At 61.5% G+C, this 12,659-nt stretch carries 14 protein-coding genes; 7 read left to right on the plus strand and 7 right to left on the minus strand.

Annotated elements, in window-relative coordinates:
- Positions 1 to 153: 153 nt before the first annotated feature.
- A complete protein-coding gene (locus NW848_RS10795; RefSeq protein ID WP_011429062.1) occupies positions 154 to 375 on the minus strand; it encodes a high light inducible protein in 222 nt (73 codons plus the stop codon).
- 101 nt (positions 376 to 476) lie between these two features.
- Complete coding sequence (gene ilvA / locus NW848_RS10800; RefSeq protein ID WP_011429063.1) at positions 477 to 1,988, minus strand: threonine ammonia-lyase, biosynthetic; 1,512 nt, start codon at positions 1,986 to 1,988, stop codon at positions 477 to 479.
- A gap of 159 nt (positions 1,989 to 2,147) precedes the next feature.
- On the opposite strand from ilvA, the gene NW848_RS10805 reads away from it, so the two are divergent.
- Positions 2,148 to 2,630: a pyridoxamine 5'-phosphate oxidase family protein gene (locus NW848_RS10805; protein ID WP_414402480.1), complete on the plus strand. Its 483-nt coding sequence runs from the start codon at positions 2,148 to 2,150 to the stop codon at positions 2,628 to 2,630.
- Positions 2,631 to 2,666: 36 nt separating this feature from the next.
- Here NW848_RS10805 and NW848_RS10810 read toward each other — a convergent pair whose 3' ends face one another.
- Positions 2,667 to 3,593: an alpha/beta fold hydrolase gene (locus tag NW848_RS10810; RefSeq protein ID WP_099812602.1), complete on the minus strand. Its 927-nt coding sequence runs from the start codon at positions 3,591 to 3,593 to the stop codon at positions 2,667 to 2,669.
- 89 nt (positions 3,594 to 3,682) lie between these two features.
- Here NW848_RS10810 and NW848_RS10815 point away from each other — a divergent pair, with 89 nt between their 5' ends.
- The 4 genes from NW848_RS10815 to NW848_RS10830 all read left to right on the plus strand — a co-directional run bounded on the left by NW848_RS10815 (position 3,683) and on the right by NW848_RS10830 (position 6,666).
- Positions 3,683 to 4,432 carry a WecB/TagA/CpsF family glycosyltransferase gene (locus tag NW848_RS10815; protein ID WP_414402479.1) on the plus strand — a complete coding sequence of 250 codons (750 nt, stop codon included), beginning with the start codon at positions 3,683 to 3,685 and terminating at the stop codon, positions 4,430 to 4,432.
- Positions 4,433 to 4,477: 45 nt separating this feature from the next.
- Entirely contained in the window at positions 4,478 to 5,323 is an 846-nt protein-coding gene (locus NW848_RS10820; RefSeq protein ID WP_240527761.1) for a cell division ATP-binding protein FtsE, read from the plus strand.
- Positions 5,324 to 5,415: 92 nt separating this feature from the next.
- Entirely contained in the window at positions 5,416 to 6,333 is a 918-nt protein-coding gene (locus tag NW848_RS10825; protein ID WP_011429074.1) for a cell division protein FtsX, read from the plus strand.
- A 93-nt stretch (positions 6,334 to 6,426) separates the two neighbouring features.
- Entirely contained in the window at positions 6,427 to 6,666 is a 240-nt protein-coding gene (locus NW848_RS10830) for a DNA-directed RNA polymerase subunit omega (protein WP_011429075.1), read from the plus strand.
- Positions 6,667 to 6,698: 32 nt separating this feature from the next.
- Here NW848_RS10830 and NW848_RS10835 read toward each other — a convergent pair whose 3' ends face one another.
- The 4 genes from NW848_RS10835 to coaBC form a co-directional block, all read right to left on the minus strand.
- A complete protein-coding gene (locus NW848_RS10835) occupies positions 6,699 to 7,502 on the minus strand; it encodes a mechanosensitive ion channel family protein (RefSeq protein WP_099812601.1) in 804 nt (267 codons plus the stop codon).
- A 39-nt stretch (positions 7,503 to 7,541) separates the two neighbouring features.
- Complete coding sequence (gene cax, locus NW848_RS10840) at positions 7,542 to 8,660, minus strand: calcium/proton exchanger (RefSeq protein WP_011429079.1); 1,119 nt, start codon at positions 8,658 to 8,660, stop codon at positions 7,542 to 7,544.
- Between the two features lie 187 nt (positions 8,661 to 8,847).
- Positions 8,848 to 9,606 carry a hypothetical protein gene (locus tag NW848_RS10845; RefSeq protein ID WP_011429080.1) on the minus strand — a complete coding sequence of 253 codons (759 nt, stop codon included), beginning with the start codon at positions 9,604 to 9,606 and terminating at the stop codon, positions 8,848 to 8,850.
- Between the two features lie 54 nt (positions 9,607 to 9,660).
- Entirely contained in the window at positions 9,661 to 10,884 is a 1,224-nt protein-coding gene (gene coaBC, locus NW848_RS10850; RefSeq protein WP_099812599.1) for a bifunctional phosphopantothenoylcysteine decarboxylase/phosphopantothenate--cysteine ligase CoaBC, read from the minus strand.
- A 349-nt stretch (positions 10,885 to 11,233) separates the two neighbouring features.
- Here coaBC and NW848_RS10855 point away from each other — a divergent pair, with 349 nt between their 5' ends.
- The gene (locus NW848_RS10855) at positions 11,234 to 11,602 is read left to right on the plus strand and encodes an AbrB family transcriptional regulator (RefSeq protein WP_011429082.1); all 369 of its coding nucleotides are present in this window, start codon (positions 11,234 to 11,236) and stop codon (positions 11,600 to 11,602) included.
- Between the two features lie 259 nt (positions 11,603 to 11,861).
- Positions 11,862 to 12,650, plus strand: a complete 789-nt coding sequence (locus NW848_RS10860; RefSeq protein WP_011429083.1) for an Ig-like domain-containing protein — start codon at positions 11,862 to 11,864, stop codon at positions 12,648 to 12,650.
- Positions 12,651 to 12,659: the final 9 nt, after the last annotated feature.

The raw sequence follows: 12,659 nt of genomic DNA on the forward strand, positions 1-12,659 counted from the left end.
CGGGCTTTTCCGCCCCGCACTCAAGTGCGGGGCTACCAAGCTATCCTTTTGTGTGCAAAGTCAGCCAAGGAAGGGCTTGTTCAGGCAAAGATCGCCTGTACTCCCAGGTTGACCGCCTCGGATTTCACAAGCCACGGCTTGCTTTCCCCTCTTCTACTGCCCCAGGGACTGCAGCCAGCCGATGAGAGTAGTGCCAGACAAGGCTTCAAACAGGATCAGGGCAACAAAACCGATCATCGCCAAACGCCCGTTCAAGCGCTCTGCATAGTCGGTGAAGCCCACCCGCGGAACGGTGTCCACGTACATCTCCGGCTCGATGGCGTAGTTGTTGAGGCGGCCACCTTCTTCGACTACGACGGAGCGATATCTGCTCATAGGATTCTCCTTGCTTTTTCTCTACTAGCGTAGCGCGCTCTACATAGGACTGTAAAGTTTTGTTTACAACTTTGTTCACCCCCGCAACAAGCCGACACTGACTAGGCTAGGAAGAGTTTGTAGGCCGGATTGTGGCTTTCGTCCCAGTAGCGATAGTTCAGGGTATCCAGAAAGCGCTGCCAGGCGGGCATTTCCGAGGTGGGCACTTGCATGCCGATGAGGACGCGACCGTAGTCGGCGCCGTTGTTGCGGTAGTGAAAGAGGCTGATGTTCCAGTTGGGGCTCATGCAAGACAAGAACTGCATCAGGGCCCCGGGCCGCTCCGGGAACTCGAAGCGGTAGAGCAGCTCGTTCTCGGCCAGGGGGGAGCGCCCCCCCACCATGTGGCGTAGATGCAGCTTGGCCAGCTCGTCGTCGGTGAGATCCAAGGTCTTAAAGCCAGCCCGCTCCAGATCCAGGGCCGCTGCCTGGGCATCGGCCCGATCCCGCACCTGTAGGCCGACAAAGATGTGAGCTTCGTGGGTATCGGCAATGCGGTAGTTGAACTCGGTGAGGTTGCGCTGGCCGATGTGGGCGCAGAACCGACGCAGGCTGCCCCGCTCTTCGGGGATGGTGACGGCGAAAATGGCCTCCCGCTGTTCGCCGATCTCGGCTCGCTCGGCCACAAAGCGCAGGCGGTCGAAGTTCATATTGGCCCCGCTGGCCACCGCCACCAGGGTCTGTCCCTGGATGCCGGTGCGGCTGACGTAGGCTTTGAGGCCGGCAATGGCCAAGGCGCCGGCGGGCTCCAAAATAGAGCGGGTATCTTCAAAGACATCCTTGATGGCGGCACAGGTGTCGTCGGTGCTCACCAAGAGGATCTCGTCCACGTACTGCTGACAGAGGCGGAAGGTTTCTTCCCCCACCTCTCGCACCGCCACCCCATCAGCAAACAGGCCTACCTGAGAGAGGCGCACCCTTCGGCCAGCTCGTAGGGAGCGGTACATGGCGTCGGCGTCCAGCGGTTCTACCCCAATGATTTTGATCTCCGGGCGCAGGCGCTTGACGTAGGCGGCGATGCCCGAGATCAGGCCGCCCCCGCCGACGGCGACGAAGATGGCGTGGATGGGCTGTTGAGACTGGCGCAGGATCTCCATGCCGATGGTGCCCTGGCCAGCGATCACCAGGGGATCGTCGAACGGATGGATGAAGGTCAAACCTTTCTCGGCTTCCAGTTGCCGCGCGTGAGCATAGGCATCGTCAAAGGTGTCGCCGTGCAAGACCACCTGGGCCCCCCGCGCCCGCACCGCGTCTATCTTCACCTGGGGGGTGGTGACGGGCATCACGATGACCGCGTGGGTGCCCAGCCGCTGCGCTGCCAGGGCTACCCCTTGGGCGTGGTTGCCCGCAGAGGCCGCGATCACCCCTTGCGCCAGTTGCTCCGGAGGCAGGTGGGCCATCTTGTTGTAGGCCCCCCGCAGCTTAAAGGAGAAAACCGGCTGCAGATCTTCCCGCTTGAGCCAGACCTGGTTGTTCAGGCGGCGGGAGAGGTTAAAAGCCGGCTCCAGGGGGGTTTCTTGGGCGACGTCGTAAACGCGAGCCGTGAGGATCTGAACAAGATAGTCACAATACATCGGGATGTATCGACGTCGATAGGGTTGAAAAATGTCGAAAAACGTTGCTCCCGGTGGTGCGGGCTGCTCAAACGGGCAATGGATATTATCCCAGGGATCCAACCCTTCTCAAACGAGGGGGGCTTGGGGATAATAGCAGGGGCAATGGGAGAAAAAGCGATGTCGGCGCAGGAAAAGTTGAAGGCGCTGCTGGAGGGCCAGCCGGTGGCCAGCTTGGCGGTGCTGGATCACGGATCCCCGGCGGTATCGTTGGTGCCCTTCGTGGTGCAGTGGGATCCCTTGCGCTTTGCCATTGTCATCAGCGACCTTTCTTCCCACACCCAGGCTTTGCGGTCGGATCCGCGAGCCAGCCTGCTCATCCACGAGCCGCCCACGCCGGGGGATCCCCGCAGCAACCACGCTTTGCCGCGGGTGATGGTGAGCGGAAAAGCCCAGTTCCTCAGCCGCAAGGAAGCGCAAGCCCAGGGGTTCGAGGCTCTTTATCGCGCCAAGTACGAGATTGCCGAGATGATCCTGGGCCTAGCGGACTTCCACTTCTGCCAGATCACCCCCACCGGCGGCAGCTTCATTCAGGGGTTTGGCCAGGCCTTCCGGCTGAGCGGCCCCAACCTGGATCAACTGGAGCACCTCGGTCGCTCTTAGGCGGGAGAACCCAGACCTTCCTCCTCGCGGGAGTTGCTAGGGGATCCCGAGCTCAGGTTTTCGGGTGGGATCCCGGATCCAAGCCAGCAGCAGCGGGTTGACCAGCTCCGGGGCCTCGTCTTGGGGGCAGTGGCCAACTCCCGGCAGGGGGATGAACCCCACCACGCAGGGGAACTCGGCCAAGGCCCGCCCCAAAGCAATGGGCTCCCAGGGATCCACCTCTCCCCAGAGGATGAGGACGGGGCAGGTGACCTGGGGCAGGAGATCCTCGGCCAAGGGCCCCTGGGAGTAGCGCACAAAGGCCAAGAACACCTCTGCCGCTCCCGGATCGAGGGCCGGTCGCAGCAAAAGCTGCACCAGGTCTTCCGTAACCGCTTCCTTGCGCCCATACGCTTGGAGGAGGATGTTGCGAATGGCCCAGGGCTGGGCTATCTGGGCAAAGAAAAACCGGCCGAAGGGGGGCCACCCCAGCAAGGACTGGATGAGGGGGGTGGTTCGGCGGCGCAGCCAGGAGATCTGGCGACGCTTGCGCTCGTGCAACAGCCGCAGTGAGGGATCCAACATCGCCACCCCCAAGGCCTGGCCTGGCTCGAAAACAGCCGCCTGCAAGGCCACAATGCAACCAATGGAGTTGCCCACCAGATAAGCTGGCTCCCCCACCACCTCCCGCCCAAAATCGGCCACCTGGGCGCCCCAGGTTTCAAAGGTGTAGGGGAAAGGGGATCCCGGCAAGGGCTTGGCGGATCCCCCAAATCCCAGGAGGTCAAGGGCGTACACGCGGCAGTGCCGCCCCAGCTCCGGCAAATTTTTCCGCCAGTGGTCGCTGCTGGCCCCAAAACCGTGGATAAGCACCACCGCCGGGCCGGCGGATCCCGCCTGTTGGTAGCGGATGGACTGGCCCTGCCAGAGCCAGCGCCCCTCGCGGGGGGCCAAGACGCTTGTAGAAGGCTGTTCAGAGAGCATGGAATCCCTATCTCACCCCGAAGGATAGCGCTCTTTTTTGTTGGCACAATCTGGATTGGGAAGCAAGTTCTCTCCCTAGGCCCGTGGCAATGTCGTTGGTAACCTACTCCCTTTTGGGCGTCAACCTGCACCTTACCCTGCCGGAAACCCATCTGCAGAGCTATACCGCCTGGATTGAAGCCCGCATCAGCCAGGGCCTGGGTGCTCAGGTAGTCACCTGCAATCCGGAGATGATCATGCAGGCGCAGCGGGATCCGGCCTTTGCCCAAGTGCTGCAGGAGGCTGAGCTGGTGATCCCAGACGGCATTGGGGTAGTGTGGGCGTTGCGGCGGCAGGGGATCCGCGTCCAGCGGGTGCCAGGGATCGAGCTGGCCGAAGCCCTAATCTCGACGGCAGCTGCGCGGGGGTGGCGCCTGGCTTTGGTGGGGGGGAAGCCGGAGGTCAACCGGGCCGCGATTCAGCATTGGCAAGCCCGCTTTTCTTCCTTGGCCATCTGGGGCCACCACGGCTACTTCTCCCCCGCCGAGGAGGAAAACCTGCTGCTAGCTCTCCAGGCTTTTCAGCCGCAACTGGTGTGGGTAGGGCTGGGATCCCCGCGCCAAGAGCTGTGGATTGCTCGCTGGCGAGCTCTTTTGCCCCAAGCCATCTGGATGGGAGTAGGCGGCAGCTTCGACATTTGGGCCGGCCAAAAACGGCGAGCCCCCCGCTGGTGGCGTGACCATCACCTGGAATGGTTGTATCGTCTCTATCAGGAACCTTGGCGCTGGCGACGCATGTTGGCTTTGCCCAGGTTTGCCTGGCGGGTGCTGTGGGATCGCTCTTCTCCCTCGCGCTCCTAGCCTGGCAGCTCCACTCGTTCCCTTCTCTCTAGGCGCTTTACCACGATGCTTGGTCAGCACATCGGCTACGCTCCCCGCCTTCACCCTTGGGCTGGTACAGCCCCAAACCCCTCCCTCCTCGTCCCAACCGACCCAGAAACCACCTTGGGCCTCTACCGCAAGCCCCAGACCGGATCCCTGCCAGCCCTAGGTAGCGCTGAGAGCATGGTGTCGCTGCGGGGGGTGAGCAAGGTCTTTCCCAACGGCAACTGGGTTTTCCGAGATGTGAACTTGGAGGTGCGCCGCGGCGAGTTTGTGTTCGTAACCGGGGTGTCGGGGGCGGGCAAGTCCACCCTGCTACGGCTGCTCTACGGGGCCGAACAGGCCACCGAGGGCACGGTGATAGTGGATGGGGTGTGTCTGTTTTCTTCGGAAGGTCGGCGGCGGCCCTACCGCATCCCGCCCCGCCCCCTAGCAATGTTGCGGCGGCGCTTGGGGGTGGTTTTTCAAGACTATCGCCTCTTGGCCAATCGCACCCTGGCGGAAAATGTGGCCTTTGTGCTGCGCGCCCAGGGACTTTCCCCAGCAGAGATTCGCCGCCGCCTGGGGCCGACTTTGAAGATGGTGGGGCTGACCGAGAAGCGGGATTGCTTCCCGGACGAGCTTTCGGGAGGGGAGCAACAGCGCCTCAGCTTGGCCCGCGCCATTGTCAACATGCCCGTCTTGTTGCTGGCCGACGAGCCGACGGGAAATCTGGATCGGGAAAACTCCCTATTGGTGCTCCAAATCCTGGAGCGGCTCAATTCTTTTGGCGTGACGATCCTCATGACTAGCCACGACCCCTATCTGGTGGAGCGGGCGGGTCACCGGGTGGTGCGCCTGGAGGGAGGACATCTGTACGATATGCGCTGAGGGGCTCCCGCCAGAGCGGCGCAGCCCCATCTTCCTCTCCACAACTGCGACGCTAAAGCTTAGAGCGGGCAAACTCTTGGACGGTAGGCAGCATGCACTCTCTCTCCCGATTTCTCAATAAAATCCGCTATCTCCTACAGGAGACTTTTTTGGGGTTGCGGCGGGGGGGCTGGCTGAACTGGGCTGCGATCAGCACCCTGTTGGTGTTGCTGTTTTTGGTCGGGATCGGCGTGGAGCTGTCTCGGGGGGTGGATGCAACGGTCCAGTCGCTGGGGGGGCAACTGGAGATCTCCGTCTATCTGGAGCCGGAACGCCGGGGGGTGGATTTGCAGCCCCAAGTGGCCCAACTGCCTCATGTGGCGGAGGTGAGGGTGATCACCAAAGAGCAAGCTTGGCGCGACCTTTTGCTGGAGATGGGGATCCAGGATGAGGCGGCCCTGGAGACCCAGTTGGGGGATAACCCTTTGGTGGATGCCCTGCGAGTCAAGGCCGATTCTGCCGAGATCCTAGGTCAAGTGGCCGAGCAGATCCGCCAACTGGAGGGGGTAGACGAGGTGTACTACGGCGACCGCATTGTGGAGCAACTGGCCCAAATCCAGGAGGTGCTACGTCTGGGATCCCTGAGCATCACCGGGGTGTTGGCCCTGACGGCAGTGGCGGTGATCACTACCACCATTCGCCTGGTTGTCATGGCGCGGCGGCGGGAGATTGAGGTGATGCAACTGGTGGGTGCGACGGCGACCTGGATTTACTTGCCCTTTATTTTGCAGGGCTGCCTGTTCGGGGTAGTCAGTGCGCTGGGGGCTTGGGGCTTGGTTCTGGGATCCCAACAGTTACTGCAGGAGGCGCTGGAGCAGTTGATTGCGCTGCCCTTCCTCAAGGTGATGCAGGCCGATCCCGGCCAGGCGGAGTTTTGGTTTCTGCCGCTGCTGTTGCTGGGGATGGGGGTTTTTCTGGGCACCAGCAGCAGCTTGATTGCAGTGCGCAAGTCGGCGGGGCGTTGGTTTTGATCGGGGATCCCTCGCCCTGGGCCGGGCTGACGCCCTTATGAGCTGCGAGAGGTTTGCTAAGATAAAAGGCTACCTGGTAACAAGACGCCGACCATGACCTTGCGTAACCCTCACTTGGGCATCGACAACGACGAGCTGATGCGTCGGGTAGAGGCGTTAATTAACGCTTCCAAAAACCGCTATCGCATCACAGTGCAGGTGGCCAATCGGGCCAAGCGTCGCCGCTACGATGACCCCAACGATGTGGAAGAGGGCTGGATGAAGCCCATTCGCCGCGCCATCATCGAAATGTCCGATGAGCTGACCGAGCCGGAAATCATCGGCGACGAGTAGCCGCCTGGCCCCCTTGGAGCTGCGATGGCCAGCTAGGGAGGAAGTTGGCCGGCTCGCTCCTCAGAAATGGGATCGGGGTTGCTCAGCCGTGACTCCATTGGGTGCAAAAGGCGGTGGGTTTCTTCCGGGCTGAGGCCCTGGATGCGCATCTCCAGTGGGCTGCGGAACCAGAGGGCTTGTTGCGGAAACGGGATCTGGATCCCGGCTTGGTCGAAGGCATGCTTGAGGCGACGGCGGTATTCCCGCGTCACCCGCCACTGCTGCAGCGGTTGCACCTTGATCCAGATGCGCAATGTAATCCCCCGCTCCCCCAGGTCATCGACGCCGTGCATCTCGGGGGGCTCGCGGATCTTGTCCCGCCAGGCCGGCTCCCGATACATCTGTAGAGCCACCTGCTCGGTAATGCGGATGGCCTGTTCCAGGTCGTTTTCGTAGGCGATCACGATCCCCAGATCCACCCGCGACCAGCCGTTGGAGAGGTTCTCCACCACCCGAATGGCGCTGTTGGGAATGGAGCGGGCCCGCTGCGACACCGGCGGCAGGCTGCCGGGATCCCCCTGTGGCGCGGCGACCAAGAACAGCCGCCGCCCATCCAGTGTCACGGCCTCCGTTTGGATGGAAGCGGTGGGCAGGCTGAGCGCTTGCCGCAGCTCTTCCAGAGCATCCAAGCGGCTGAGCAAAGGCACGTTGGAGGCGGTGCCGTGGTTTTGAGAAGTTTCCTGCCCCCAGGCAGGCTCGATGGCCGGAGATAGGGCGAGGGACGCGCCGAAAAGGAGCGGCCACAGCAGGGATCCCATTTTCCCCGACTTATCTACCGGTCGCAGCTGGCGCAACATGAATCGTTTGCGTCCGCGGTGTGGAGTACTTGAACAACCTCACTCCAAAAAGAAAAAAGCAATGCCGAGAATGGCATAGGTGGCCAAGAGCAACAGCCCCTCCAGCCAGTTGGAGCGACCGTCGCTGCTGACGGAGTTGACCAGCAACACCGAGACGGCAATGGCCACCAGCTCCACTGTGCCGAAGTTAAAGTTCATCGGCTGGCCCAGCACGTTCCCGGCCAGCACCAACAGAGGCGCCACGAACAGGGCAATTTGCATCGTCGAGCCCAGAGATACTGAGAAGGAGAGATCCATCTTGTCTTTCATGGCCACCGTGATTGCCGTCGCATGTTCGGCCGCATTGCCGATGATCGGCAGCAAAATCACCCCCATGAACAGCGAGGTAATGTGCAAGTGCTCCAGAGTATGCTCCAGGGTGCTCACCAACAGTTCCGACTCCAGCGCCACCAACACCGTCAACCCCAAGAGGGCCAACAGCCAAAACCCCAAACCGGCCCGCTCGGGCGGGGCCGTCAACACTTGGGGAATGGATCCCTCTGCCTGCAAAACCGGATTGGGGGCGAGACGGGCAGCGGCTTCATGTTCTGCCGCCTCTGCCTCGTGAATGGTGTAAAGGTAGCTGTGGGTTTTGAGGGAAAACAGCAAGGTAAGGCCATAAACCCCGATCAGCACCAAAGCCACCGCTGTAGAGAGCTCTTGGATGGAGAGCGCGCCCAAGTTGGCGTCGGCATAGGTGACCACGCTGGGCAAGATCAGGGCCACCACCGCCAGGTTCATTACCGAGGCGTTCATACGCGCCACTTCGGGCCGAAAGCTCTGCTCGCGAAACTTAATGCCGCCCAAAAACATGGCCAGCCCGGCCACCAGCAGCAGGTTGCTGATGATCGAGCCGGTGATGGAGGCTTTCACCACCTCCACCAGTCCCGCCTGCAGCGCCACCAGGCCAATGATTAGCTCGGTGGCGTTGCCAAAGGTGGCGTTGATCAGTCCCCCGATCGTCGGCCCGGTCAAGGCAGCGATCTCCTCGGTGGCTTGACCCATAAACTTCGCCAAGGCCACCACCGCCAAGGCCGCACAAAGGAAGACCAGATTGGGATCCCAGCCCTGCAAGTGGCCTGTCCACGAGAGGGGAACCCCCAGCAGCAGCAGGAACATCAAGCCGTTCAGCGCTCTCTGCCAGCCTGCTGCAGGGCGAACTGAGGAAACCAGAGAATTTGCATCGGCCAGAGTCATAGTTCCGGGGAATAGAGGCTGATAGATAGTTTCAGAAGTGTGGCGGCGGCAGCAGCGGCCTTCCAAAGCAGTCTAGCTGCTGCCAGGGAGGCTTGAGTAGGTACTGCCATTAGAGGGAGATGACTCGATGGCGCTGCAGCAGGCGGAGGAGCTCGGCTCCCAGTTGATCCACCAGGTGCTGCGGATCGCCGATTTTCAAAAAGCTGCTGCCTTCCACCTCAAAGGGAAAGGATCCCTCGATGCCGTGGCGGGGCAGTTGCACCAGCAGCAGTTGCTCGGGGCGCTTCGATTGCAGGGCATAGCCCAGCTCCAGACAGACCTGTGGGCTGGGCAGAGGCCGCCCCCGGCCATTGACCTGCACAGGGGTGACATCGGCCACCACCAGCAACGCCTGCTTGAGCTTGCGAATCAGCGCTGCGTCGATGAGGGGTGTCTCTGGGGATCCCTGCAGTTGTAGCGGAAGAACCGGCTGATGATGGCGGTTAATGGCCTCCACCACCGTCTGCAACGCCTGGTGCAGCGTGGCGCTGGAGTCGGGGTAATCTGATTGGCCACAGAAGTAGATGGCCGGCTCCGTGATGCTTAGGGCAGCCCGCTTATTGAAGTAGATCTCGCGGCTGATTAAATCGAGGTTGGAGATGCTGTAGGCGCCGCTGCCCTCGATGTAAAACTCCACCAGCTCCCCTTCCAAGTAGCGCTGCCACCAGACAGAGGCCTTCACCTGCTCCACATCGTCGAGGAAATCGGCTCGCATCGCCGTTTTCAGGAGGCCGGTACGGCTTAGGCGCAAGTCAGGGGCTCGCTGTTGCACTTGGGAGGCAGACAACACCGAATCCAAATACCAGGCTCTCAAGACAATGATCGCCATCGGATCCCTCTGCGCTTAGCCTCAAAGGTACCTGATTTTGGCCGGCTATCCAAGTCAGCCTAGGCGCAGGGCCAGATCCAGCAGCCGGTGAGCCAGGGTCGATTTGGTGGCCAACGGGAGCAGTTCCGGGTTGCCCTGCCGCGGGATCCAGTAGCCTTGGTTGTGGCTGCTGCCAAAGCCGCTCTCCGGCTGGTCGATGGGGTTGGCCACAATGGCGTCCAGCCCTTTCTGCTGCAGCTTCTCCTTGGCCGGGGGGAGAGGATCCCCGCTCTGGGCAGCAAAGCCGATAAGAAGCTGGCCGGGACGTCGGTGACGGGCTAGGGCTGCCACCAAATCGGGGACAGGCTCCAAGGGCAGCAGCAGGGGCAGCTCGGCCTTGGCCAGCTTGCCCGCATAGGTCTGCGTGGGCCGCACATCCCCCACTGCCGCTGCCATCCAGAGCACGTCCACCTGGGGAAACTCCGCCCGCAAAACCTGCTCCAGTTGGGCTGCTGTCTCCACCGGGATGGCCCGAATGGCGAAGGGTGCTGGATCAAAGGGGATCCCCAGCGGCCCATGCACCAGCGTGACTTCGGCCCCCCGACAGGCGGCGGCCACCGCCAGCGCCACCCCCATCCGCCCACTGGCCGGGTTGCCGATAAAGCGCACCGCGTCGATGGGCTCGCGGGTGCCTCCTGCCGTCACCAACACCCGCTTCCCTTGCCAGTCTTTTTGCCCCCCTGTCCAGAGCAGAGCCCGCACATACTCCTGCAGCGCCTCTGGCTCCAGCAGGCGCCCTTCCCCCACCGCATCGCAGGCCAGGCGGCCCCTGGCCGTGGGCAAGGCCCAGAAGCGGGGATCCCGTTGCAGCCGCTGCCAATTCTCGGCCACTGCTTCAGCCTTCCACATGTGGGTATTCATGGCCGGCGCCAAGGCCACCGGACAGTGGGAGGCCAAAACCACGTTGGTGAGCAAATTGTCCGCCAGCCCCTGGGCCAGCTTGCCCAAGGTGTTGGCCGAAAGCGGCGCAATCAGGAGAGCCTCGGCCCATTCCCCCAGCTCGATGTGCAGCGGCCGTCCCCGCGCAGCTTGCCAGAACTCGGCATCTGTAAAAGCCGGCTGACGGGACACAGTGGCAAACGTCAGCGGGGAGATAAACTGTTGTGCAGCTTGCGTCAAAACCACCCTCACCTCTGCCCCCTGCTGGGCCAGAGCAGACACCAAAACCGCAGTTTTGTAGGCAGCAATTCCCCCGCTCACCCCAACCAGCAGACGCCGCCCCGACCAAAAGGGATCCATATCAGCGAATACTCAAACAGCCCTGTTTCCAGTTTCCCTGCCTTTGCCAGCAACACAACAGGAATCCCTCGCCCAAAGTGCTAGGGCTCAGGCCGCCGATCCCGCCGAGAACAGCACTTGCGAGCCTAGGGCTTGCCTGGGGAGAACCCCTCTTTCGCAAGTCCGACCTCGACTCTACAGGTTCTGTCCCGCAGGGGGAATTCGCTACTGCTGTTTTGCGCACTCGCCTCTTCAGATCCCATTCCGCTTGCCGAACTTGTCTCCTCTAATAAGAAAGAGTTGAAGGCAACTTATTGCAATCGCTATTTGTTTTTGGCTACACTAACTGTTGTCCTTGAGCCATCTTGATATGACTACGACCGGTAAACCAAAACCACTCACTGGCCAAGAGCTCCTCGACAAGGTAACTTCGATGGGAAATGCGGATCGCAAGGAAAAAGCTCGCGCCTGTGGCTACGTCACCTATACCAAGAATGGTCAGGAGCGAGTGAATCTGATGCAGTTCAACAATGCCTTGCTGAAGGCAGTCGGTGTGGATCTCGATGCTAGTGATGAGAACGGTTCCCGCGGTCGGGCTCCGACTTACCGGGTTTCGGTTCACAAGAATGGCAACCTCCTCATCGGAGCTGCCTACACCAAGAAGATGGGCCTCAAGCCGGGGGATCAGTTCGAGATCAAGTTGGGCCACCACAACATCAAGCTAGAGCGCATCGACTGATTTCCTGTCGCCTGCCTTGTCGAGGTTCTCTCTGCTGATAACAGCGTTTCAGCTTGGGTAAAGCCCTCGATGGTTAGGGAAGAGCGAGATGCTTCTTTCCCTCCATCGTCACCCTGTTTTTAGGCGGACAAGGGATCCTCGTATTCGTTGAGGATCCCTATCTGTCTGTATCATCTGTATCAATAGGTATCAATTGATGGCTGAAGCGCAGAGGGCTTCGTTATTCTGACAAAAGTTAAAGTTCATGAGGGCGGCGGCAATGTACACTCCAACTGCACAGAACCTGGCCCGTCGGTGGCGACGCTGGCGAATTTGGGTGGGGCTGGTGGTGTTGGCAGTGGTGTTCTGGGCCGTTCAGCCTCATCTGCAGGTTGAGTCGCAATCGAATGCGCCGCTGCAGTGGGTCTCCTCTCAGCCAGCCCCCGAGCAGCAGGATGTTTTTGTGGACGGGGTTCTACGGCTGCAATTCGATCGGCCGCTGGATCCCAATCTACAACGGCTGGCGGTTCAGTTGGAGCCGCCGGCAGCGGTCATTTTCGACGTGCAGGGAGACGAGTTGTTGCTTAAACCTCGGGATCCCTTGCGCTTTAGCACCGACTACACCCTCACGATCGCGCCGCAGGAGGGGCTGCCGCTGGAGCAGACCATCCAACTGCGCTTTCGCACCGAGCCGCAGTTTACCTACGAGCGGGACATCAAGCCGTTGCTGGAGGCCAGTTGTGTCGGCTGCCACCAGCCGGCAGGGCGACAGCGCACCCAGTTGCTGGACAGCTACGAGGCGGTTCTGGCCTACGTCAAGCCAGGGGATCCCAACAGCGAGTTGATCGATCCCCGCTGGACGCGCCGCCACGCCACCATCCTCAACGCCAACAACCCCAACCGCCCTCAGGCCCGCGGCGGATCCCCGGAGATCGCCTACCTCCAGGCCCGCGGGCTGCCCCTCTCTCGTCTGGGCTTTTGGACGCCGGAGGAGGTGGAGATCGTCCGCACTTGGATCGTCCAAGATGGGGCCCCCCGCAGCAGCGCCCGCGCTCAGGCGGGCAACTAGTCTCACCGC

Source organism: Synechococcus sp. RC10A2, assembly GCF_047502605.1.